Source organism: Gardnerella sp. Marseille-Q9185 (assembly GCF_046508745.1).
Classification (GTDB): Bacteria; Actinomycetota; Actinomycetes; order Actinomycetales; family Bifidobacteriaceae; genus Bifidobacterium; species Bifidobacterium greenwoodii.
On sequence record NZ_JBKFWK010000001.1, the window covers coordinates 633,695 to 658,671 of the forward strand.

Annotated in this window: 11 protein-coding genes and 1 tRNA gene; 5 read left to right on the forward strand and 7 right to left on the reverse strand. The window is 46.9% G+C overall.

The annotated features are described in order from the left end of the window. Window positions 1-20: 20 nt before the first annotated feature. Window positions 21-2,216 (reverse strand): hypothetical protein, encoded by a 2,196-nt coding sequence (locus tag ACLD5M_RS02405; RefSeq protein WP_410314546.1) that lies wholly within the window; start codon window positions 2,214-2,216, stop codon window positions 21-23. Window positions 2,217-2,375: 159 nt separating this feature from the next. Next, window positions 2,376-2,449 (reverse strand) — tRNA-Gly (locus ACLD5M_RS02410). Between the two features lie 143 nt (window positions 2,450-2,592). On the opposite strand from ACLD5M_RS02410, the gene ACLD5M_RS02415 reads away from it, so the two are divergent. Then, a complete protein-coding gene (locus ACLD5M_RS02415) occupies window positions 2,593-3,180 on the forward strand; it encodes a 4'-phosphopantetheinyl transferase superfamily protein (RefSeq protein WP_410314514.1) in 588 nt (195 codons plus the stop codon). 167 nt (window positions 3,181-3,347) lie between these two features. Next, window positions 3,348-5,162 carry a PASTA domain-containing protein gene (locus ACLD5M_RS02420; RefSeq protein ID WP_410314515.1) on the forward strand — a complete coding sequence of 605 codons (1,815 nt, stop codon included), beginning with the start codon at window positions 3,348-3,350 and terminating at the stop codon, window positions 5,160-5,162. A gap of 244 nt (window positions 5,163-5,406) precedes the next feature. Here the strand turns inward: ACLD5M_RS02420 and ACLD5M_RS02425 are convergent, their stop codons facing one another. The 3 genes from ACLD5M_RS02425 to ACLD5M_RS02435 all read right to left on the reverse strand — a co-directional run bounded on the left by ACLD5M_RS02425 (window position 5,407) and on the right by ACLD5M_RS02435 (window position 18,639). Further along, entirely contained in the window at window positions 5,407-14,985 is a 9,579-nt protein-coding gene (locus ACLD5M_RS02425) for a fatty acid synthase subunit beta domain-containing protein (protein WP_410314516.1), read from the reverse strand. 106 nt (window positions 14,986-15,091) lie between these two features. Then, window positions 15,092-16,738: an acyl-CoA carboxylase subunit beta gene (locus tag ACLD5M_RS02430; protein ID WP_410314517.1), complete on the reverse strand. Its 1,647-nt coding sequence runs from the start codon at window positions 16,736-16,738 to the stop codon at window positions 15,092-15,094. Next, window positions 16,735-18,639: a biotin carboxylase N-terminal domain-containing protein gene (locus tag ACLD5M_RS02435; RefSeq protein ID WP_410314518.1), complete on the reverse strand. Its 1,905-nt coding sequence runs from the start codon at window positions 18,637-18,639 to the stop codon at window positions 16,735-16,737. The genes ACLD5M_RS02430 and ACLD5M_RS02435 overlap by 4 nt, the downstream gene beginning before the upstream one ends. 219 nt (window positions 18,640-18,858) lie before the next feature. On the opposite strand from ACLD5M_RS02435, the gene ACLD5M_RS02440 reads away from it, so the two are divergent. After that, window positions 18,859-19,515, forward strand: a complete 657-nt coding sequence (locus tag ACLD5M_RS02440; protein WP_004133737.1) for a biotin transporter BioY — start codon at window positions 18,859-18,861, stop codon at window positions 19,513-19,515. A gap of 333 nt (window positions 19,516-19,848) precedes the next feature. Here ACLD5M_RS02440 and ACLD5M_RS02445 read toward each other — a convergent pair whose 3' ends face one another. After that, window positions 19,849-20,739, reverse strand: a complete 891-nt coding sequence (locus ACLD5M_RS02445; RefSeq protein ID WP_410314519.1) for a biotin--[acetyl-CoA-carboxylase] ligase — start codon at window positions 20,737-20,739, stop codon at window positions 19,849-19,851. A gap of 311 nt (window positions 20,740-21,050) precedes the next feature. On the opposite strand from ACLD5M_RS02445, the gene ACLD5M_RS02450 reads away from it, so the two are divergent. Together ACLD5M_RS02450 and ACLD5M_RS02455 are read left to right on the forward strand one after the other, a co-directional pair. Further along, window positions 21,051-23,114 carry a DUF6020 family protein gene (locus tag ACLD5M_RS02450; protein WP_410314520.1) on the forward strand — a complete coding sequence of 688 codons (2,064 nt, stop codon included), beginning with the start codon at window positions 21,051-21,053 and terminating at the stop codon, window positions 23,112-23,114. Next, window positions 23,077-24,384: a PucR family transcriptional regulator gene (locus tag ACLD5M_RS02455; protein WP_410314521.1), complete on the forward strand. Its 1,308-nt coding sequence runs from the start codon at window positions 23,077-23,079 to the stop codon at window positions 24,382-24,384. Before ACLD5M_RS02450 ends, ACLD5M_RS02455 begins: the two co-directional genes overlap by 38 nt. Window positions 24,385-24,430: 46 nt before the next feature. Here ACLD5M_RS02455 and ACLD5M_RS02460 read toward each other — a convergent pair whose 3' ends face one another. Beyond that, window positions 24,431-24,892, reverse strand: coding sequence for a Panacea domain-containing protein (locus ACLD5M_RS02460; RefSeq protein ID WP_308583134.1), 462 nt, complete (start codon window positions 24,890-24,892; stop codon window positions 24,431-24,433). Window positions 24,893-24,977 lie beyond the last annotated feature (85 nt).

Sequence of the window (24,977 nt, forward strand, 5' to 3'; positions counted from 1 at the left end):
AGCGACGCGCAATACGTAAATCAGCGACCAATCGTAAATAAATCACTCCACTTAAGGAATAAATCAGGGTTTACGTTTTGTATATCAGCAGACGGCTCAGTATGATTACTGAATACTAATAAACCAACTATTACAATAGTTGCCGCTGCACAAAGCACAGCCGGAATATACAAATGCAAAGATGATTGCTCAGCAATTGCGCAATCTTCTTCACAAGTAACATCAAGATCTTTGCTATAAGGCTTAACTCTGTGAAGCATACTCATTATTGCAATCAAAATAAATATAATAATCGAATCGCAATAGTAACGGTACAAATTGCCACCTAAACAGTAGTTAAGATACAGCAGCAAGAAGGATGCTACTAATCCAACAACCGTCATAATATACTCAATTTTTTGCATAAACCTACGTCTTAATGTGAACAACCACCAGAAAAGCGGAATCATCATAAGACCGAAAATCATATGCGTGTAGAAAGAATTACCGTAGCCTTGATTATTTGCCCAAGGTATAGAGATATATGGGAAATTCTCCGAAATATTAAAAGGTTTTAAGAAATAATTAAGGAAAATATCGCGAATCTTAGTAGGATCAAAAGATTTACTATTAAATCGCAAATCAAAATTCGTAAGTTGCTCTTCATTTCCAAAATTAAAGAAAGACTTAAAACGCAAGTAATTATAAGTTAATATTCCAGTTACGCCTACAATCGCAGGAACAAGGAAGCTTGAAGCTGCAGCAACGCGATTTAAAATACTTCGCTTTGCATCAAATAGTATCGCAATAAACAACGGCGCTATAAAAGCAACAACCGGAATACACGCGTTTGGCCTAGATCCGCATTGTAAAGCAAGACTTATGCCAGCGAGCGCAAAAAGCGCGTACCCCGCGCGCGAATGAGTTGTGTAAAGACGCACAGCTTTAAGAGAAGCGTATACGAATAAGATTCCAAACAGTATTGCACTAAGAAGCGGCATATAGTAGAGGGATGCTGAAGATTGCAAGTAGAAGATTAAGCAACCAAACGGGAAAGCTGCTGCAGCAAGCAAAAACAGGCAGTAATTGGCGCGTATTGCAAAGAATTCAACAACTTCTCTAAGAAGCGCGAACATAGACGGAATAATCGCAACCGCAAATACTGTAACAACTAATATTGCTGAAGGAACTGCGTGCGGGAAGAGCAGATTAAAAGGCAAGTAAGTGAGCAGGAACGGCACTATGCCAAAGTAGCAGTAGTAGTGATTATTGTGGAGCACAACATCCCAAGGTATGGATGCTCCTTTAGAGCCCAAGTCCATGCGCTCGCCCCAGCTAAACGGGTTTGCGGATTCTACTAATTCTTTAGGCGGCTGCTGCAACAAAGCTAAAGAGTTTGATTTCCAAGCTTTAAGCTGTTCGGTGTACGGATTGCCGTTGACGCGATCGTATAAATCGGAAGGGAATGGCACGCGAATTCCGTGACCGCGGTACACAATAAAGCAAAGATATAGCGAGAATCCCATAAGAATTGCGCATACTGCCCAAAAAACTATATTTTGCGTAAGATTGTGGCGGTCGTAATTAAGCAAGTACCACTTTTTCTTATATACCAAGAACATAAGCGAGCTTACAACGAAAAGTATTGCCCACATTCCAAAGTTTACGTGCAGCGCAAAAGGCGGATTTACTGTTACAGCTTTGAGCGTAAAAGGAGCTCCGGTTTGATTAAAATGAAGCTTAGCTTTGTACGCAGTTCCGTGACTTTCAAAACGAAGAACTCTAGTATTGTGCTTTCCGGTAGACATTTGGAAAGAATCCGCTAAAGTGTAGGCGTTTGGCGCAATTCCAAAGTCTTCAATTTCCAACGTGCCGGTGACGAAAGTTGAAGGCTTTTCTTGCTGCAACTCGATTTTCAAAGCTTTAGTATTTTCGTTAATTCCGCTTAATATTACGTCTGCTCCCGAATTTGGGATAGAAATGGAATTGCCGATAATTTGCGCTTGTTCTCTATTATTTTTTTCACCGGTTTGCTCGTTGTAACTGCTGGAATCCGGTATGATTGCTTTGCTTAAAACAAGAGGTTTTTGCGCGTAATTACGTGAATTGTACGCAAGATACAGGTTGCTGAAGAATGCAATTGCAATAAGACCAGTTATTACAAATATTGTTACGAAAGGTAATATTTTTCGTATTGCGTTATTTTTTTCTAAAAATTTTTCTAAAAATTTTTGCAATTCCGTATTCCTAATCAACTATAAATTCTTTATGCCCTTTGATATGCAAGTATATTGCAAACTCATGATGGATGAAGGGAAATATTAGAAACGCAATAAAAAATACAGAACAAAACAATATATAGGAAAAGATATAGAGCAAAAACGAATTTCAAAAAGTGGAGCGGACGACGGGAATCGAACCCGCGTAATCAGTTTGGAAGACTGAGACTCTACCATTGAGCTACGTCCGCAAAATAGCAACTTGTTTAAGTATACAGAAGCTTACGACATAGAGCAAGTTTGCATTCGCGCGGCGATATGATTAAGTAAAAAGAGATACGTATCCAGAAAGGGTACATATCAGTTTGTGAGCGCAGATTAGTAAGGAGAGCGCATGATTGCAGGATTAGGTCACGATGTGGTGAATGTTGCGCAATTTGCTGAGCAGATGCGCGAAAGCAATGGTTGGCGCACGCTGTTTTCTGTGCGCGAACTTCGGCAGTGCAGTTTGCGTTCCGATACGAAGCACGACGACGAAGCTTTGCATATTGCGGCGCGCTGGGCTGGAAAGGAAGCCGTGATTAAAGCGTGGTGCGAGGCGTTAATGAACTGCAATACCGGCTACCCCACCGAATACCCCTATACTCTCGATAACATGCCATGGGCTGGCATTGAGATTCTTGACGATTCGCATGGCTGCCCACGCGTGGAACTTGCGCAAGAAGTGCAGAATAAGCTTTACGAATCAGTTTACGAATCAGTTTCGCAAAAACTTTCTCCAGAACTTTCTCCAGAACTTTCTACAGAACTTTCTCCAGAACTTTCTCCAGAACTTTCGGATTCGACTAATCTTACGAATCTTCCAAATTCACATAGAGATATTCGTAACACAATTCGTTGGCATATCTCGCTAACTCATGACGGATCAGTGCAGAACAATACAGCAGTCGCATCCGCTGTTGCCATACTAGAAATCCTGTAAACACAAACGCCGGAGAAATTACATGACGTTTGTTGCGGTTTTGGGACACTCGTGCAGTCAGCGCTCGCACGGATTACGCTCGCGCGCGAAAATTGCGTAAGTAGTTGTAGTATAGAAAGCAGATTTTTCTGTAAATGAGATTGCTGCGCGTATGAGAGAAGGTTGCGATGTTTTGCATAAATTGCGGAAATAAGATTGACGCTGGCGATAAGTTCTGCAGTTTTTGTGGAGCACCTGTTGAAAATGTAGAGCAGGAGCAGCAACATCAAGCAAACCAGCAACTCCAATATAACCAGCAGCAACCGCAAACACAGCAACCACAAACACAACCTCAACCACAACCGCAAGTCCAGCCAACTCAACCAACTCAGCCAACTCAATCGAAACAACCAAGCCCAAATAAAGCGAATCTTCTTAACAATCGCAAACGTCTTGCAATTATGATTACTAGCATTGTGCTAACCATAGTGCTTGCGATTACTGGAACAGTTTGGTATTTCACAAGGAATACTCATGTAGCTTTTACAGTCTTTAACTCAAAATCGGAAGTAATTCCTAAAGCAAAAGCTGGAGACGATACGTATGAAGTCGTAAAGTCCTTGGAAAATAAGGGTTTCCGTACGAAAGTTATAGACGAATTTGGCGCCGAAAAGAAGGGCAACTTCCTTCGATACGAAAACGTTAAGCCGGGTTCTAAAGTGTCAACTAAAACAGTTGTGAAAATTTTAAGATCTAAAGGCCCGGGCGTTCCTGCGAAAGGCGTTGTTGGCGCAAGTTTAGACAATGCCAAGAAAATTGTGAAGTCAATGGGCGTTCCAGTAAAACTGCATCACGTTCCTTCTACCGATGCTGCCGACGGTAAGATTGTTGCGTCTAGCCCTATGCCTGGAAACGCTGTTGGCAAAGACGGTGTAATAAATATTGCGGTTGGTGAAAAGTGCGATGGCGTTCCGGTTGACGTGTTTGGCTTAGATAAAGACAAAGCCAAAGACATGTTGTCTTCTAAGCCTTTCGCCGTAGATCTTCGACCGAAGTTCTCGTCTGCAAAATATTTCGGCAAAATCGTTGGCGCCTACCCAGCTTTGGGCACTAAAGGAAATCCTAAAGCCGTAACGCTTTACTATGGTGTTGACGCATCCAAAACAAAAGATATGGTGACTAAGCCAATATATGGTGATGATAAAACGGCTACTTATCTCGTGCAACGTGCCGGTTCTTTCGTTGGCAAATGGTGCACGAAGAGTGGCAACTGCATAAATCTTCTTCCATATGTAGCTACAAATGGTTACGAGGAAGAAGATATTCATGGCGTTATGACGGAAGAGGTTGCCAAAAGTGGTTCTGTTAATAGCAGTTCAATTGTCAACAACGATATAGACGTTCTTTATATGAGTACCTGGGGTCAAGATCCTTCTGATTATGCTATATATGATAAAAATATTGAAAATACAAAATACATGAAGAACAATCTTGTTTCTGGAGATACAGGCGCAGTTGAATTGTATGCCGGAAGGGATTCGGCGCGCTGCGATGGCCACATTATTCATAATTTTGATGACCCTTCACTGTGCGTAGACGGTAAGTACATTGACGGAGAAAGGCTTTTAGACGACAGCGATTATCGTGATGAAATGGACCAAAGTCCAGGTATCAACACTGGATACTACTACGTTATGCAAGATTTTATGGTGGTTGTGCCTGTTGGTGCGAAGTTTGACGAGCTTTTAAATAGCGGATATTTCGCTGGAAAAGTTGAGAATAAGCCGGATTTGACGCGACCATTTATTTTGCGCAGAAATCCTAAATTGTATAAGCAAACGCGAGTTGATTTACCTAAAAATACTTATCCTGATTGGAGTCCGTTTATTCCTACTATAAAAGGACGAGCAGTTCCGTTCGCGCCTACCCCGGATGATTCGAACGCGTACTATCTTGTGGAAGAACCTTTCGACTGGTCTTCGATTCCTGGCGAATCGCTGTAAAACGCGCTAAATACGTAGCGCGACGACCTGCCTGAGCGTAATCAGCGCGAGTGCCAACTGCACGAGTGTCCCAAAACCGCAACAAACGCCGGGGATATTCCCGGCAAATGTGGTCAAATAAAACCAGAGCGAAAACAAACGCCGTGGAATAACACAGCAAATGTTTCCGCATAACGCCAAAACGACAACAAACGCCGGAGAAAATTCCCCGGCGTTTGCAGTCAAAACCATCTAAACCAGCAGATCAGCAGTAGTAGCCGTCGGCGTTAAGACGAGCTTCAGGATTAAGCAGCATCGCCTTTTCTGCCTCGTGACCGTCGTAGCGAGTGCCGTCCGGAAGGCGCGTGCCATCCTTAAGCAAGTGGCGATTTTCCACTGGCTCAAACAGCGGCGCGTGGCCCATCATGCCTTCCTCAAGCCTTCTCTGACCGGCCGCCAAGCGCGCATTCGCACGCTTGCGCCACTCCTCCAGCGTCTCAGTGCCATCGGCAGCAGCCACAGCAGCTTCGAAAGCACCAGGGTGAACCAACGCCACAAATCCGCTCACGTGGCCGAAGCCGAGCGAAGTTGCAAGCGCTGCCTTGACTGTTCCGCAACCAACGCGCATCGGCTCACGCAACCAAACCATATGATCGTCGCGCGCAAGCTTAGGATCCACGCAATCAAGCGACGCATTCGCCGGAATTACGCCACTTCTAAACAGCTGCGTCAAACCGTTGATTTGGAAGATGCACGCGCCGCCCTTTGCGTGTCCGGTTAGCGTCTTTTGGCTGATTACGAACAGCGGATTTCCGTCCGTGCGTCCGATTGCGTGCGCAAGAGTATTGTGCAGCTCGGATTCGTTCGGATCGTTGGCATTCGTGGAAGTATCGTGCTTAGAAACCACAGTAATATCGTCCGGAGTCACGCCAAGCGCCGCCAAATCGCGCACGAGCTTAGACTTTGCGCCGCCCATACCTGCAGCCAAAGCACCCAAGCCAGGTGCAGGAATAGAAGTGTGAATGCCGTCAGCGTAGGAGTGAATGAAACCAACCACGCCAGCAACCGGCAAACCAAGCTTCAGCGCAATATCGCCGCGCGTAATCAAAATCGTGCCGCCGCCTTGCGCTTCAAGGAAGCCGCCGCGTCTGCGATCGTTCGCACGCGAGAAGAATCGTGGACTTATGCCCTTCGCGTACATTTCTTCGCTATTGGCAGTTGCGTTCATGTTGCCGAAGCCAACTACGGATTCCACGCCAATATCGTCGATTGCGCCAGTTACAACGAAGTCCGCTTTGCCGAGCGCAATCTTATCGACGCCTTCTTCGAGCGAAACCGCCGCAGTTGCGCAAGCCGACACCGGCTGAACCATGTTTCCGTAGCCGCCGATATATGTTTGCATTACGTGAGCTGCCACAACGTTTGGTAGCGCTTCTTGCAGCACGTCGGTAGGAATTTCGTGGTTCAGGAAGCGATCCAAGTACAGTTTTCGCATTGAGCTCATGCCACCGAAACCGGTACCTTGCGTTGAGGCAACAAGCGAAGGATGCACGGCTTGCAAAATTTCCGAAGGCGTGAAACCGGCGGAAATGTAAGCGTCCACGGTTGTGACGATATTCCACAGCGCAATCGTGTCAACGCTCCCAACCATTGAAGCTGGAATTCCCCACTTGAGCGGATCGAAGCCCTTAGGGAATTGTCCGCCGACGGTTCTGGTCATCGCAGCCCTGCGTGGCACGCGAATCATAGAACCTGCCTTGCGAGTAACTGTCCATTCGCCAGATTCTGCATCGCGAGCAATTGCAGTGTGTGTTTCGTCGAGCGCCACGTATTCGCGCGCAATCGTTTCTGTTGGCACGCTGAAAGTTACGTCGTGATCAAGGAAGATTTCTGCTTCTTCTTCGTTCGCTCCTTCCTTGTAGTCGCCGCCCATGCCGGTTTCGAATGGTCGAATTCCGGAGCGTGCTACTACTTCGTCAGCATACTTTTCTGCAATATCTTCTTCTGGAACAAGCGTGCCGTCAGCATCATACCAGCCCGGCTTTGGCGAATCCTGCCAAGTAAGCAAGCCCATATTCCAAGCCAATTCCAGTACTGCCCCTGCAGAAAGTTTTACGGAACCGTCTTCCTTAATTCCAAGCTCTGCTTCGAAACGAGTACGTCCAGAACCCCATGGTCCAAGCTCACCGACTGATACGATTACGATTTCGTCTTCTGGTCGAGCTGTTACGTTCTTCCAATCAGCCAAGTTGACTTGCGGCTGAGTTGGTACGTAAGGGGTAGGAAGTGCTTTGTTGGTTGATTTAGCAGTTGATTTAGCAGAAGATTCTGTAGCTTCTTCTACAGCTTCCGCCGCATTTTCAACAGCTTCTTCCGCAGCTTCAGCACGCTTTTGATCTTCCAACGCTTCTGCACGAAGCGCGTTCAAATCAAGAGGCTCCTTGCCTAATCCACCAGTAAAATCTACGTCCAAAGGCTCAATTGCAGCCTGCTTACGCGCCTCGCGAGTGCACAAATCAAGCAAACGATCTGCCATTTCTTGCGTAGAGTAGGTAGTTAAGCCATGACGTTCAACTACGGCAACAAGCGGATCATTACCGCCCATTAAGCCAGTTCCACGCACCCATCCAATCTTAGGATGCGCAAACGTCACGCGATCCGACCACACGCTTTCCGCATGCGCACGGTTCACAATCGCATCAAACGCACTCTTGACTTCGCCGTAAGCGCCGTCGCCGCCAAACATACCGCGGTTTGGAGAGCCAGGTAACACAACGTGCATACGATGTTGCACATCCGTGTCTGCTCCAATTTGCGCAAATCCAGCGATTGCACGCTCCACACCCCAAAGCATTAAGCGCGATTGCGATTCAAAAAGCGAACCAGAATCAGCCAAAGTGCCGTGAACTGGAGGTGCTGCGAACGGGAAGAACATGCTCGGCTCGTAAGCAGGCTTCAAAATTGTGGTAGTTGCACCGCTTACTTTCTTCGAAACCGTGCCAACCCACTTCACAAGCGCGTCAACATCGCGGTAGCTAGACAAGTTTGCTGGCACAAGCCAAAGTTTTGCGCCCATCGAAGCGTTTTCGCGATACGCTTTCTTCGCCCAAGACTTAACGCTCGGCTTGAAGCTGTGAGAAGTTGCAATAACAGTGGCACCGCCTGCGAGCAAGCCTGTTACTACGCGAGCTGCGATTGAGTTTGGTGCAACGCCAGTTACAACCGCAACTTCTCCCGCGAAACGAGTTGCGTAAGCAGCATCTTCAGAAGCGTTACTTTGCGAAAGTTTCGTGCGAGCATCGCAAGAAATACCATTAAATATGGTTGCAAGATTGTTGAGTTCGCGCGATTTTGCGAGACCAGCGAACCATTCAGCTTCCGAAGCTACAGCTTCACCTGCACTCAAGAAGCTGCCGAATCGACTTGCAATTGCAGAAACTTCATCTGCTTGCACATCTTCATTCTTTACTGCATGCTCGTAGTACAAGCGCGCAACGTCCTCGCGAGCAGAAGCCCAACGATCGTCGAAAAGAATCGCCTTTCGCTCATCAAATCGAGGCTCCACCTGCTTTGGCCAATCCGCACCAAGCTCAGCTTCAACAGCAGCAACAACAGCCGCATTTTCGTCAGCTTCACTTTCTGCTTGAGGAGCCTCAACGCCGAGCTTTGCTAAAACAAACTTAGCGGTTGCGGCAAGCACGCCGTCAGCACCAACAACCTGCTGAGCGAAAGCGTCAAGAGCTGCAGAATCAACCACAGCACCACCAGCGCCACCAGACGCACCAGGCTTGGAAACGCTAACGCCGTGAGCTTGAGCAACCTGTTGAATTGCTGCGTCGATTAAAGCGTCAGCTGCAGCAGTATTCTTTGCAGGATCCGTAGAAAGTTGCGCAAGATTTTCGCCGCGCACGCTTGCACCTTCGCGAGTTTGCAAAACCAAAGCTGCAAGCACATGCGCACGCCAGCCTTCGCCAAGCTGCCAAACTTCCGAAATACGCTTGTCGATTTGTGCAGGTTTCACGCCTGCAGCGCCGAAAAGCGCACGCAAACGTTCGCGCACAATGTCGGAAAGTACGGCACCAAAAGCCTTGTAGCGCGGAGCAACCGAGTCTACAAGCTTTCGCAATGCGCTCATTGGAGCCTCTGCAGCACCGTCCACGCTTGCCACGCCAAGCTCGGAACTAATATCCATAAGAAGCTGGTTTCTGCGGGAAGATACGCCGTTTGTAAGCGTATCAGTTGTATCAGTGTCGCCGATTTGGTCAAGACGGATTTTTGCACTATACGCAATAAGCATTGAGATTGCGTCGGATGCTTTGAATGGCAAGTCTGCTACAGGTCCGCTTGCTGCTGCAGGAGCTGCAGGAGCAGAAGCCGCAGGAGCAGGAGCAGAAGGTGCAGAAGTTGCAGCGGAAGTTGCAGCAGGTGCAGCTTCAGTCGCGCTATCCTCCTCATCAAACACTTCCGGCACAAGCGAATCAGTATCTGTCATATAAACGCGACCTTCATCTCGACCAACGTTATAAACAGTCACTTTTTCGCCACTAAATTCCGGCAAAGCAAGAGTTTTAGCACCAAGATTTGCCAAAGTTGGCGCGTTTCCTAAACCAACTTCCACGTACTCTTCAACGCCAAGACCGCCGCGAGCGCGATCGGCAAACATAAGAGCCTGCGTTTCAATCCAGCGAACTGGAGATGCGAACTGCCACGAAAGCAGCTCCGTAAGAAGCAATCTACCAAGCTTCTGCTCATCGTCTGCGTAAGACTTCCAGGTTGCTTCGTCTTCCAAAGCTGCTTCAATACGCTCGGATGGCACAACGTCCAAAATCTTTTGCGCAAATTCGCGAGTAAGCTCAAACGGGCATGCCACGAGGTTTGGAATGTAGCGATCCACAAGCACAGAGTAGTCAATATACTTTGGCAGAAGCGAATCGAGCTTATCGCGGAATTCCGGCACACCCTTTCGAAGAATGCGAGAATGGAACGGCACGTCAATTCCAGGCACTAGCATGAACGGCGGCTTTCCACCGTATTCTTTCGCACGTTTAGAAGCGTCTGCTTGCAAAGCTTTCAAGCCCTTAATCGTTCCAGCAATTGCGTACTGCTGGCCGGCCAAATTGTAGTTTACAATCTGCAAGAATTCGCCGGTAGCCTTGGAAATTCCTTCAACGTAAGCGTTCACGCCTTCGTCACCAACTCCGAACTGGTTTGGTCGAAGCGCGCCCATGCGGTAGTTCGAGCGGCCTTTCTCGTCGCGCTCAATCAAATGATGCATAGTAGACCCGCGGTGGAACACCAATTCAAGCACAGTTTCGAGCGGAATAATCTGCGCGAAGGAGCTTAAAGCGTTGTATTCTCCAAGCGAGTGGCCGGCAAAGTAAGCTGGCCAAATATCGCATCCGGATTCACGCAAACGCGCGGTTTGTGCAAACGCTACTGTTGCGAGCGCAACTTGCGTAAATTGCGTCAAATTCAGCAGTCCTTCAGGGTGACGATATGTTACTCCGTGAGCTGTAAGTTCCTTCGGATTATCACGCACGACTGCGAGAATTGAGAATCCAAGCTTTTCGCGAGTAAGCTTATCTGCCCTTTCCCAAGTATCGCGCACAGCCGGCGACTTTGCGCGCTCATCAAGCGACATTCCTTGCTTTTGTATACCCTGACCTGGGTATACGAATGCTGCGCGTGGAGCGCGAGTAAGTGCGCTTGCTTTAGACACGATTTGCCCATCAACTCGGCACGTAACTTCCAAAGCGAGTCCGCCACGGCGAACTTTACCAACGCGCTCAACTGTGATTTCTACTTCGTCATCCAGCTGAACCATGCCGTACATGTTGTAGGACCAGCCGATTAGCTCGTAACGAGCGCCCTTTTCGTCCAAAGCTTGAGCCACGTGCTGAGCTGTTGCAGAAAGCCACATGCCGTGCACGAGTGGCGCGGAAAGCCCGGAAATTGCGGCACCTCGCTTAGAAGTGTGAATTGGGTTGAAATCTCCAGAAGTGCGCGCGAAAGCGGTCATATCGTGAGGCGCGCGAACTACTACTCTGCGCAAAGCTCTGCGAGGAGTGTCTTCAATTTCGTAGCCATGCAAGCCTTCTGCGTCGCCATATTCAGCAGCAGGCTCCGGAAGAGCGTTGCTAAAGCTGCGGCCACGAATAGCAAAGCGCTCGGTTTCGTGCGCAAGTCGAGTTCCGTCAGCAGCAGTGTGCACAACGTGAATTGTTACAACGCGTCCGGAAGCAGATTCTGCGTAAGGTTCTGCCCAGCCTAGCAAATTAATTCGCTTATCAACATACTTGCGGAAATCTTCAGCATCAACATCAAGCTCAACCAGGTGATCCAAGTGAACCGCATTAAGCAAGCCTTCAATAATCGGGTAGCCATCAACCATTACGGAACCCAAAGCCGAGTAAATTGTTGGCCAAGCAGGACCGACTAACGCGTCTGGCACAATGCGAGAAGCGAGAAGTCCGTCTGGCAATCGGCCAGCAGTAGCCGACTCGTGATCAATTCCAAGATTGCGAGAGAAAGTATAAGAAGAGTGAACCAAGCCGAATGGGAAATCTCTATACCCTTCTTCCAGCAAATCTTCCGGCAATTTCGCCAAACTGCCATCTTCTTTTAATGTTTCAACCTTTGGCATTGCGTCAAGCACATCGCCTGTAATCGCAGTATTTCCAATACCAGCGGTTGCTGCAAGCATTTCGTACACGTGCTTTGGAAGACGCTCGCGGTCAACTACCGGAATACTTCCAGCTTTACTTGCATCAACTGTAAGCGGAATTACAATATCTCTAACTGCGTGCTTGCGTTTTGGCGAGTTTGCAGCGTTTTTAGCAGCATTTTTAGCAGCATTCTGTGCTTCCTGATTTTCTTGATTATCCCAGAAAGTATCTAACTTAATATCTAAATCGAGAGAAATTACGTCGTTATTTGTAGAAGTTACAGTAATTACGTAATTTTCGTCACCCATAGCGCTTGCATAAGCCGGATTTGCAGTTACGTGACCAACCCAAGAAATATTCGGGCATGCGCGCACGTAAGCTTCCACGTTTGCAGCTGCTGCAATTTGGCTGAATGCAGACTGATTTGCATTATTTTTCGCGCTATTATCCGCGCTTCCAGCACTTCCAGCAATTTCCGCGCTTTCCGCACGATTTAGCATAGCCTTCTCAAAGCGACCAAGAATATCCGCAATAGGCTCATCCATAGTCGTAATTCCAGCAACGGAAATAGGACCTGGAATTACGCGCACAGCGTCAGCTGAGTAGCGCGAATCTTCCGACTGCCAAAGCTGATCTTGACCCCACCAGCGAAGCAAATCGTTGTCAATAACTGGCACGAAAGGCATTGGCTTCGGGTATTCGCGCACCAAAGTTGGGAACCATGCGGCATCCATTGGCACAACGTTCATCTCTAGAGCTTGAGGCAACGCTTGCAAAAGTGCGTCTAAAGCAGCTTGCGGCTTTTCGCTAACTTGCGCACGAGTTGGTAAAATCGACGTAAATTCGCCGGAATCTTGGCTCACTAATCGCGCTTCAATACGCTGCAATAAGTGAAGATAACGATCTGCGTAAGTAGGATCCACCCACGGGTATGCCAAATCGAGGAAACGCTGCGCAAATTGAGCGTAAGTCATGCTTTCTACGTCACCAAAATATGGTTTTGCAGTAGAGTTAAGCGCTTCTATTACTTCATCGCGTCGAGTTTCAAGCTCTTCAGGATGCTTCATCATGTGAACAAGCAAGCGTCCGCAGCGTGCAGAAGCGTTTTCAAGCTCGTAAATATCCGCGTGCAAATGACTTAAGCCACTAGTAACACCGCCAACAACTTTTCCAGAAGGAACCCAACGCTCACCCATTGGTGCGAACGGATCCTCATCAAAACCTTCAACGCTTGAAGCTTTTGGCATCACAATACCCGGAGTTTCAACGAGCATACGCTTTACTTCAGGGCTTGTGTGCGCCTCTTTTGCTGTCATTGCAGCTGTACCAATCATCACAGCATCAACAGGCATATTCGGCAAACCGTATTCATTTGCCCACTCGCCAGAAATGTAGTCTGCAGCACGCTCAGGAGTGCCAATACCACCGCCTGCAACAAGCACCAAATTATTGCATTCACGCACTTGTGCGTAAGTTGTCATAAGCAAATCGTCAAGAGATTCCCACGAATGGTGGCCGCCTGCAGCACCGCCTTCAACCTGCACAATAATCGTGGCAGGAGCAACCGCCTTAGCAATTCGCACAACTTGACGAATTTGGTCGACTGTTCCCGGCTTAAAAGTTACGTAAGGGAATCCGTCCTTTTGCAAAGACGCTACCAATTCCTTAGCTTCGTCAAGTTCTGGAATGCCAGCAGAAATAACTACGCCATCAATTGGAGCACCAGATTGCCTCTTTTTTGCTACGATTCGTTTCGAACCAAACTGCAAATTCCACAGGTAGCGATCCATAAACATGGCGTTAAATTCAACAGTTGCGCCTTCACGAAGCTGATTTTCAAGCGACTTCATATGGCGATCGAAAACTTCCGCAGTTACCTGACCGCCGCCAGCAAGCTCAGCCCAATAGCCTGCATTTGCTGCTGCAGCAACGATTTCCGGCTCTACTGTTGTTGGTGTCATACCAGCAAGAAGCACAGGAGCTTTGCCGGTAAGCTTGCTAAATTTAGTAAGAACTTTGCGTCCGGAAGGAGTGTTGATTACTCGAGGCGCAAAATCAGCCCAGCAGCCGGTGCGTTGAAGCTCAGAAGCAGAGTCAGCAGTTGAAAGCTCGGCGCGAGAACGCATTGTAGCAGCTTCCACAACTCCAGCGCCCGTACCTTGCACAAGCACTCCCGTAAGCTTTCCAAGCACTTCGCTAGGGCCCATATCTAAAATCCAAAGCGAACGCGCATCGTTCTGCTCCAAAACTTCGCCAATTTGCGCAGCCCAATCAACAGGAGTTACAAGCACAGCATCAGCCAATTCGCGCGCAACTGTAGTGTTCAAACCAGCCTCACTAGCCCACTCTACTACCTGCTCAACAGCGGATTGAAGCATTGGCGAATGGAATGGCACAGTAACATCCAAATATTCGGCAACCGGCGCAAACACGGCTCCGCCGCGAACTTTCATTTCGCGCAATTTTTGCGAACGCTTTGTTTCTTTTTGCGCTTCGTTTGCAACAGCTTCCATATCTTCTGGGTAGCCTGCAATAACAACGTGATTGTAAGCGTTTTTAACAGCAATTGAGATTTCTCCTCGCGTGCGCTCTACGCGGGAAATCAAGGCTTCTGCCTGCTTTTTAGTAACTCCTTTAAGAGACAGCATTGGAGTGCGCTCACCATCTCCAGTAATTTCAAGCATACGAGATTCGCGATCCCCTGCAGCTCCGATTAAGTATGCGATTGCAAGAAGTTCTTCGATTTGAGCGCGAGCCTTCTGCCAAGATTTTGCTTTCAGTCGCGCTTTTACAATTTCTGCTGCGATTACGCCTTGAGAATGACCCAAAACTGCGCACGGCTTGTTTACTTCAAAGTTGTATCCAAGATTTGTTAAGTCGCGCACTGCACCGAACTGTGCAAGCGTAATTCCAGGAACACTAAGAAGCGCGTTTGCAGCATTAATATGCTTATTTTCTAGCGCGTCAAACACGTTTATGTCGCCGCCGGCGTTGGCCAAAAGCTCGGCATAAATTGGCGCGAGTAAAGCTTTTGCGCCTGCTTCATACTCGTGAAGTTCTGCGTTTAATTCTTCGTCTGAACTAAGCTCACGCAAAGCTTCAACCCACGGAGTTGACTGCCCTGCAAACACGAGTGCGTGTGGATCATTAGCGAGTTGGTCGAAAAAGTAGGTTGTCATAGTAGTTCCTTCTCGTCGATTTGAATAAGTTTTATAAATTTTTATAAGTTTTATAAGTTTTGCGATTTCTGTAATTTCTGTAGATTTCTGTAATTTCTGTAGATTTCTACATTGGCTGATTTCCGTGATGCTTGCCAGTTCTAGAAACGCGCTTTTTACTTCGCAAAAGCTTCAATGAGCCCGCAATCATATCGCGAGTCTGCTCCGGATCAATCATCGCATCAATCTGACCAGTTTCCAGCGAAAGATTTGCGTTCACAGTAGTCGCTTCATATTCGTCAACCAGCTGTTTTCTAAGAGCCGCAACGTCTTGTCCACGCTCTTTAGCTTTTTGCAAATCTTTACGATGAATAATATTCACAGCACCTTGCGCACCCAAAACTGCAATCTGACTGGTTGGCCACGCGTAATTTACGTCCGCACCCATCGACTTCGAGCCCATCACAATGTAAGCTCCGCCGAAAGCTTTGCGCAAAATCACAGTAACAAGCGGAACTTGCGCATTCGCGTACGCATAAATCACTTTTGCACCTCGGCGAATAATTCCTGCGTGCTCTTGATCCGAACCAGGCTTGTAACCTGGAGTATCAACCAAAGTCACAACAGGCAAATTAAACGCATCGCACAATCGCACGAACCGCGCAACTTTTTCGGAAGAATTTACATCCAAAATACCCGCGTTCACTTTTGGCTGATTTGCCACGATTCCAACAGGATGCCCCTCAATGCAAGCGAAACCAACCACTGCAGACGCAGCATACAATTCCTGCACTTGTACAAACTCGCCGTAATCAACTATTCTGCGAATCACGTCGAGCACATCGTAAGGCTGACGATCGTTATCCGGAACAATACTTGCCAACTCTCGAGCAGTTTCGCGATCCGCGCGCGTTGCAGCATAAGCAAAAGTTGGAGGCTCTACTTCGCAGCTAGATGGCAAGTAAGCGAGAATTGTGCGAGCGTAGTCAATTGCGTCCGCTTCATCTTCGCCCAAATAGTGAGCGACGCCGGAAGTTGCGTTATGCACAAGTCCGCCGCCCAAATCGTCCATGCTAATAGCCTCGCCGGTTGCAGCTTTAACAACATCCGGACCGGTAACGAACATGTTCGAATGTTCGCGCGTCATAATAATAAAATCTGTCAACGCAGGGCAGTACACAGCGCCGCCAGCGCAAGGGCCTAGAATAATTGAGATTTGCGGAATCAAGCCGCTTGCTTCGCAAGTTTTTTTGAAGATGCGACCGTATTGCATAAGCGCGCTAACGCCTTCTTGAATGCGAGCGCCGCCAGAATCAATTACTGACACAACTGGCACGCGAAGCTCAACAGCCATGTCCAAAAGATGGCAGATTTTTTCGCCTTCAGCTTTGCCTAAAGTTCCGCCGCGCACAGAAAAGTCTTGAGCGTAAACTGCAACTTTTCTGCCATAAACTTCGCCAAAGCCGGTGATTACAGCGCATCCGGCAACGTCGTTATTTATGTCACCGCCGTTAAAACGTCCGATTTCCACGAATGAGCCGGTATCAAAAAGCAAGTCGAGACGCTCGCGAGCAGTGCTTTTACCTTTTGCGTGCTGACGCTCTAAAGCTTTTTGTTCTGCATCACGAGCAAGTTGTGCTGCGTGCTGAACAGCTGCTTTTCCGCGACGAGGCTGCAAGTTTGTTGCGTCAGCAGAGCTATTAACAGAAGAGCTATTAACTGTTTTCTCTGAAGTTCCAGAAATTTCAGACTTTTCTTTTGCTAAAGTGCTCATTTCTGCTCTCCTTCCGACTTTTCATCGCTTTTTTCGGAAGATTTTTCTGCGCTTTTATCCGCGCTTTTATCTCCAGCAAGATCAATCGTCACAAGCTTTGCGCCCGATTCCACGCCGTCACCAGGCCCCACAAAAATTCCGGTAACAGTACCAGCTGCAGGAGCGTAAACGTAATTTTCCATTTTCATAGACTCAAGCACCACAAGCAAATCACCCTTGGCAACCTGCTGACCTTCAGCCACATTCACGCGCGTAATAACAGCTTGCATAGGCGCTGCAATTACGCCAGGAATCTGCTTTTGTTCCTCAGATTTGTGAGTACTTCCGCGAAGCGAACGTCCGCGAAGAGGCTGCGAAGCTCTAGAAACGCTACAAACTCGCGCCGAGCCAGTCAAATTGTCAACAATATCTTGCGGAATTGTAAGCTTTACGCGCTTATTATCAACCTCAATAATGAAGGATTCCATTGCAGGCTGCTTATTTTCGGATTCATCCACAGACTTTCCAGAAACAAGCGAAGCAGGCTGGCCACCCAAGGAAGCTGCAGGAACGCGGTTCAAATACTTGCGTTCCATCCACTTAGTAGACACGTCAAAACTGTGATTTTCCGCAGTAAACTCAGGGTCGTTAAAAATCTGCTCAAAAAGTTTTGCTGGAGTTGGCACGCCCTCAATACAAAGTTCCTTCAAAGCGCGACGCACGCGAGCAACAGCGGTTTCGCGACTTTGCGCAGTAATAATAAGCTTGCCCATCATGGAATCGAATTTTGGTGAAATATTGTCTCCAACTTCAACACCAAAATCGACGCGAATACCAGGTCCGGAAGGCCACTTAATCTTCGTCAAAGTTCCGGAACTTGGAGTCAAATTAGTAGCAGGATCTTCCGAAGTAATACGAAGTTCAAAGCTGTGTCCGCGAGGCTCTGGATCCTTAGTCAACTCGCCGCCGTCAGCAATATTGAGCTGCTCGCGCACCAAATCAAGCCCGCTAACTTCCTCACTAACCGTGTGCTCAACTTGCAATCGCGGATTAACTTCGAGGAAATAGACTTTATGCTGAGAAGTCACCATATATTCGCACGTGCCAAGACCAACGTAGTCAACAGCTTCAAATAGGTTACGAGAATATCGGTAAAGCTGATCTTTTTCATCGTCAGTCAAGAACGGTGCCGGAGCTTCCTCAACCAGCTTTTGGTTTCGGCGCTGCACCGAGCAATCGCGCGTGGAATATACGGTGAAATTTCCGTGAGCGTCGCGGCCGCACTGCGTTTCTACGTGGCGAGCCTTGTCAATAAAACGCTCAATAAAATATTCGTCTAAGTCGCCGCCCTGAAGAGCGTCGTGATTCATATAAAAGCCTCGCAACTCGTCGTCGTTACGAACGACTGTAATGCCGCGTCCGCCGCCGCCATCCGTGCGCTTCATCATCACAGGATAGCCGTGTGTTTGCGCAAAAGTTAAAAGTTCTCGAATATCTTTTACCGGCTCAGAAATTCCCGGAACTGGAGGCACTTTCGCGCGCACAGCCACTCGACGAGCCGTAATCTTATCTCCCAAATCAATAAGCGCTTCTGGACGAGGACCAATCCAAATAACTCCAGCATCGTTGACTTTCTTCGCAAAAGACGCAACTTCCGAAAGAAAACCATAACCCGGGTGCACAGCATCCGTGCCACTTCTTTTAATAATGTCAAGAATTGCGTCCTCGTTTAAATAAGTGTCGCGATACGTGTCTCCGGAAAGTGCGTACGCTTCGTCTGCCATTTCTACAAACTGCGCGTTTCGATCAGTCGGCGCGTAAATTGCAACAGTAGAAATGCCCATTTCGTGAGCCGTTCGAATAACTCGCAAAGCGATTTCACCGCGGTTTGCGATGAGAATTTTTTTGATATTCGTAACCATACGTTACAAGATATTAGAAAAGTTGCGTTTACGTATGAGCCGACATACACAAAAGCTAGAGCAAAATTTTGTACACTTCTCCAATGCACATGATTTTTGTGGCACGTATTGTGATTAGCGAAACGGAAAACAGCCGGCAAAGGCTTAAGTCTTGAGTAGCGAAATACTTAAGTTGCAAACTACTCAAAGCATGCCGGCAATAACCAAAAGAAGGTTTTCATGACTAACATGAATCAAAATAATGCAGCAACAACTGCAACTGCAACATCTAATGCAACCGTTAGTAAAGTAAAGGCAGCCGCAACTTGGCTTGCTAAGCCGGTTCTTCTAACAGCGCTTTTGGCACTTTCTACTATGGCAGGCGCAATTTATTTGCCTATTACTCCTGTGCCGATTACGTTGCAGACTCTTGTTTTGTGCATTATTGGTTTGACTTTGAGCTGGCGCAAGGGCGTTGCTTCCGTTGTAATGTATTTGGCTTTGGGCGCTGCAGGTTTGCCTGTGTTCGCTGGATTTAAGGGCGGCTGGGCCGTATTCGTAGGTCCTACTGCTGGCTTCCTCGTTGGCTTTATTTTTGGCGTGGCTGCAACTGCCGCTTTGAAGCGCGTATTCGACGTTGCTCTTGACGCAATGATGCCGGAACGCTCGTTTAAGAAGACTTTCGCACGCTTCTGCACTTACTCAGTTGCTTCCATAATCGGCACGATTGTGATTTACGCATTCGGCATTTTTGGTCAGAGCTTACTTACCGGCATGCCACTTTCTACTGCTGCAGCAACCTTAATTATCTTCATGATTGGCGATTTGATTAAGGCTTTTGTTGCGAGCGCGGCTTGCTCCGGCTTGTACAATGCACTTAACAAAAAGCGCGCGTAACGAATAAATCTAAATACTCTAAACGGGAACATTTGTCGGAAAATCTCCGGCAAATGTTTCCACAAAACACAAAAACGACAACAAACGCCGGGAAAAAACTCCGGCAAATGTGGTCAAATATGTCCAAAACGACAACAAACGCTGGAAAATAATACGGCAAATGTTTCACTACTACGGTCTTCAGACACGTGCGCAGTAACTCATCTGCACCAGTGTCTCAAAACAAGCAAAATGAGACACTAGCGCAGAACGACGACTGCACGAATGTCCGAAAACAACCAACCATAGACACGCGCGCAGAAAGCAAGTCATCGCGTCTGCTTTCTTTAAATCTCACTCTTCATACGCAACGGCCTGCACATCGCCGCTTTTTACCACAATCTCCTCGCCGGAATCTTTGCGAATCGTAAGAGACGCATCCTCCCCAATTTTCACAGCCGTTCCTGTCACAATGCTTCCATCAACCGGATGCACATTCACTTTGCGACCAAGAGTCCAGCACACATCGCTTAATCCTTTAAGTAAACCGGCGCAATTACTTGGATAATCACGAATAAAATCGCATAATCTCACTCGCAATCCAGTAACGATTTTTGCAGCAATCGCATCACGCAATTCTATAGCTTTCGGCAGCCCGCTCATGTGCATTTGCAGCGAAGTTGCCATCTTAATCGGCAATACTTCTTGCGGCACATGCAAATTCAATCCGATTCCAAAAACTACTCCAACAACATCATCCTTGCTTGGATCAGCCACAATTTCTGTTAAGATTCCGCCCTCTTTGCAGTCGTGCAAAAATACGTCGTTTGGCCATTTAAGTTTAAGCGCGCATGCATCCGCATGAATCGGCGAACTCTTATATTCTCGGAACGTTTCCAGCAGAGCATCTCGCGCCGAAAGTCCTGCAATTATTGGCAACCAGCCGTTTCTGCTTTCGTCCATAACTATAGTTTTTGGCAGCAAAGTTACGAAAGATACCAAAAAACTTTCCCCAGGCCTACTCACCCACGCGCGTCCAAGCCTGCCGCGACCAGCTGTTTGCTCGTCTGCAACAATCGCAAATATTGTTGGTTTTCCGTCATCTCGCGAAATTATTTCGCCTTTTTGTATGATTTCGCGCGCAATATTTTGCGTAGAATCCGTGATTGCGAAATATTTTACTAAATCTGCTACATTTGACGTGCGCGGCATCAATGCCACACTTTGCGAAGAAAAAGTAGTCATAGGTATAATTTACATCAGATTATATGCTTATGCTCTGGTGCGTCGAAATGTACAGACAAGCCAGATTTAATAAGCATATGTGCAGTTTTATTAAATTTTTTAAGCAGGTGTTGATTATGAATAGCGCACGTAACGCACGTAGCACGCGTAGCGAATCCTGCGAATCTGCCAAAACGACAACAAACGCCGTAAAATTACACGGCAAATGTGGTCAAAAACATTCAGAACAGAAACAAACGCCGGAAAATAATACGGCAAATGTGGTCAAAAACATTCAAAGCGACAACAATTGCCGGAAAATAATACGGCAAATGTTTCCGAATAACGCCGAAACGACAACAAACGCCGGAAAACTACACGGCAAATGTTTCCGCATAGCATGCGCTGCACTTTCCACCATACTTTGCTTTATTCTTGCACTTTGCACAAGCCTCGGCCCAATCTTTCGCAACCAAGATATTAAGGTTCATTTAGGCTCTATTACTGATTTTTCTTGGATTAACGCGCTGATTTTTATTGCCGCGTTCGCAATATACGCGATTATTTTGTGGACGATTGTTTATTACGGCAAGCATGCGGCTTTTCCTAAGCAATACAGCTGTTTTGGGGCGTGGATTAAGTCGATTTTTAGAAAAAAGCACCACACATCCGCAATCTGCCGCCTAATTCGCAACATTTCTAAGCGTTTTTATAACGCCGCACTCTGGTTTATTAAGCATTCCACACGAAATCGCCGCAATCTTTTCCTCACTTTCTTCCTAGGTTGGCTTTGGGCTCCAGTCACTTTGCTTGCCGCGTACGGCGCCGATATCTGCTCGCAAATTCGCGAGTACAGTTGGGCTTGGAATCAGGTTACCGGCTTAAATCAGCCCTATATTGGCTTCTTTAGCTTCGTTCCAATGGACATTTACCCCACAGCTCACTACCTTTGGCCTTCGAAGCCAACGTATTTAACCGATCAGCACAACATTGTGCTAACCGTTATTTACGGTGCTACAACCGCAGTTTCACGATATTTTACCGATTCCAACGATGCCGGAATTATACTTTTAGCTTTTATACAGTTTGTATTTGCAGCTTGGTGCGTTGCAGCGAGCGCGAATCGCTTCTTAAATAGACCTTGGTTAAAAATTGTGCAAGCACAACAATCGCAACAATCGCAGCAATCCCAGCAATCGCAGCAAACCCCAACGTTCGCAAGATTTGCCGTCTTACTAATGTTCTTGCTAAGCCCGCTTGTTGTGTGCTCCACAATTGCGCTCACAAAATCGCCACTTTTTGCCTTCGCATTCCTGTGGTGGTTCGGCATAAATTATGAACTCAGCAGCGCATATTCAAACACAAGCAGCGCATATTCAATCTCCAGCAAAACTACACAAAACTACACAAAACCCAATTGGCACACCGTTTTAGAGCTTCTTATTTCTGTATGCGTCATGCTTATTGCCGCAAAATATGCATGGTATATTCTACTTATACAATGCGTGCTTCTGCTTATATTCATGCGCAAACGCTGGCGTCTGTGGCTCTGCACTATTTTGCTTCCAACAATTATTATTCACGGCGCTCTGCTGCTTCTTATTTCTAGTGGCGCAATTATTAATGGCGACCCTATTGAAAGCCGCGGCGTGCAATTGCAGCAAATCGCGCGCATTGCAAAACTCGACCCACACAGCATTCCTAAAAGCGCAAAACGCATTATTGCACCTATTTTTAACCTCGATCAAACCGCCGAAGCATACAAGCCTTACGATGCCGACCCTGTAAAATCTTCCGGATTGCAATCAAAGAAAGTAAGTTACCGCTGGCGCTACGTTAGTCGCGAAAATATTAGCAAATTAAATATTGCATGGTGGCAAATGGTAACACATAGTCCGCTTGTGGCAACGGATGCTTTTCTTGCGAAATCTTACGGCTATTTCGATATTTTTGACCGCCCATACGTTGGTCCAGAATACTATATTAACACGGATAATATTCGCAATTCCGATTGGATTCGCTACTGGAATCCTCAGTTCCGCACAGACTTTGCAGATTCCATAAGCACTTGGAGCGATATTCCAGTTATCGGCTGGCCTATTCACGGAAATACTTTTGTTATTGCAACGCTGCTGATTGGGGTTGCGGAAATTATTCTTCGCCGCTGGCGCACGGTTTTGTGGCATATGCCTTTGGCTTTGCTTATTGGAGTAATGATTTTGGCACCTGCGAATAATTTTGAGCGTCACATGCTGCCTATTGCTTTTGCTTTCTGCTTTGTTGCTCTTACTTTTTGGAGAGATACTTCTACTCGCACGCGCTATAATGGTAAAGAATGTTTAGAGTTAAAGGCACAAGATGGACGAGAAGCATACACAGCAGTTTGCGCAAAATAGCAGCGAGCGCGCTTCACTCGTACCTTCTGAAGATCTTGATTTTCTCTCGCTTCTAGCCAGCGTGCAATCTTACGAAACTAATAAGGCTGAAGCTAGCCAAGCTGAAACTAATAAGGCTGAATTTAGCCAGACTGAAACCAATCAGACTGCAACCAATCAGACTGAAAATGCTATTGCAGAAACCAAATCTAATGAAGAAAAGCATCGTCACCATTTGTGGCATAGGCTTTCTGCAAATCAGAACAAAGATAATAAAAGCAAAGACGCTAAAGTCAAAGATACTCAATCTTCCGCAAACTCCGCCCCGCATTTTACTCCCCTACCTAGCGCTCCTAAATCCACCGACTTTGGCATTTTTGACACTCGCGACGGCCAAATTTTCGACTCAGCTATGCGCCTTCGTCTGCACACTTTAATTGCAACTTGCTTAATGAACGGCATTTGCGATTCTAGAATTGACGCTTTTATGCATTTGCTTCAGTGGCCCGACTTTCCAAAAATAGTTATTATTGCCGGAACTTTTGGCAAGGAAATCACTCCGGACGACGGCCCAAATCGAAAACCAGCTCCCGTAGCTCCTGCCGACAATACGGATGCTTTACGTCGCAATATTTGGCCGCAACTCGGAAGCTGCAACGCCTACGACGCTATTGTTGAGCGCGTGCAAAGTAGCGCATTGCAACGCATTTCTAAAGCATGGCAGGCAACTAAGTCTTTTGCTAAAAATATTAACGATTCCGCTGCCTTTGCTACGCCTTCGCATATTATTTTGCTTGCCGTGCGTGAAGAACCTAGCGAACAAGCTTTAGAGAAGATTTGCAGCGTGTTTGCTCCTTCTAAAAAGCCTATTTGCGTAAGTAGTTTAGTTGAAGGAGTTAGTGAGATTTCTTCCGAACTTACCGCAACTCTTGCGTCGATTGCTGTTGCGCCGGCGATTAAACATTTGCCACAGGTTATTCATACTGATGACGTGCTTCCAGAACGCGCGCTTATTGGCGATTCTACTGCTTTTAATACTTTGTATAACAAGGTGTATCAAAGTTTGGCGCCATACAGTAGTGATGATCCAACTCTTGAAACGATTGATATGTTCTTGCGTTTTGGCGGCGCTCTTGATCAGACTGCGCACGAGCTGAATGTGCATCCAAATACTGTGAGATACCGTTTGCGTAAGGTTGCGCAAACTACAGGTTGGGATGCGACGGATCCGCGCGCAGCTTATGTGCTGCAAACGGCAATAACAATTGGCCGCATTCGCGATTCGCACTAAACGAAGTGCACAATAATAAAGACGCGCGACCTAAACTACTCAACGCTTACCGCAAAAAATTATGAGTTGAATAGTAATCTTTCAAAGAATCTTTAGTAATTTTTTGAACGCATATTGCCGAACCATTAGCACCATCATAAGCATTCTTCCATGGATCTTCACTATGCGTCATAGCACTCAAATCACTACCAGAATATCCAGCAAACTTTTCGCATACCTTTTCCACAAGAATCTTTTGGACATCTGTTAAAGAATTATCCTGAAGCTTCTCAGTATTGGGAATTACAAGCTCACCTTTACGAATCAAAAACTTCCCGCGATGCATCGCGAATAATTCTGGGCAAACAGGGCCATTCCTCCATGCCTGAAAATCCTCGTCAAATAACGGATATCCAGTAGTAGCCAAAGAATACGCTTGCGAATAGTAAGCTAACTTCTGAAGCTTCATAGTGGTAATAGTTCCAGTAATATCAAGGATGTACGATGCCACGTTAAAGATTGTTGTCATACGCACCTCCAGCAAAAATACCACTAACCAATTCAGGAATAATCAAAAAAATCGGGCGACGCATAAATGCATCGCCCGCAAAACT

Excerpts from the sequence above, each read along its gene's own strand:
- ACLD5M_RS02425 (WP_410314516.1), bottom strand. The coding sequence starts at position 14,985 with ATGACAACCTACTTTTTCGACCAACTCGCTAATGATCCACACGCACTC.
- ACLD5M_RS02460 (WP_308583134.1), bottom strand. The coding sequence starts at position 24,892 with ATGACAACAATCTTTAACGTGGCATCGTACATCCTTGATATTACTGGA.
- ACLD5M_RS02440 (WP_004133737.1), top strand. The coding sequence starts at position 18,859 with ATGACTAACATGAATCAAAATAATGCAGCAACAACTGCAACTGCAACA.
- ACLD5M_RS02455 (WP_410314521.1), top strand. The coding sequence starts at position 23,077 with ATGGACGAGAAGCATACACAGCAGTTTGCGCAAAATAGCAGCGAGCGC.
- ACLD5M_RS02450 (WP_410314520.1), top strand. The coding sequence starts at position 21,051 with ATGTTTCCGAATAACGCCGAAACGACAACAAACGCCGGAAAACTACAC.
- ACLD5M_RS02430 (WP_410314517.1), bottom strand. The coding sequence starts at position 16,738 with ATGAGCACTTTAGCAAAAGAAAAGTCTGAAATTTCTGGAACTTCAGAG.
- ACLD5M_RS02420 (WP_410314515.1), top strand. The coding sequence starts at position 3,348 with ATGTTTTGCATAAATTGCGGAAATAAGATTGACGCTGGCGATAAGTTC.
- ACLD5M_RS02445 (WP_410314519.1), bottom strand. The coding sequence starts at position 20,739 with ATGACTACTTTTTCTTCGCAAAGTGTGGCATTGATGCCGCGCACGTCA.
- ACLD5M_RS02435 (WP_410314518.1), bottom strand. The coding sequence starts at position 18,639 with ATGGTTACGAATATCAAAAAAATTCTCATCGCAAACCGCGGTGAAATC.
- ACLD5M_RS02415 (WP_410314514.1), top strand. The coding sequence starts at position 2,593 with ATGATTGCAGGATTAGGTCACGATGTGGTGAATGTTGCGCAATTTGCT.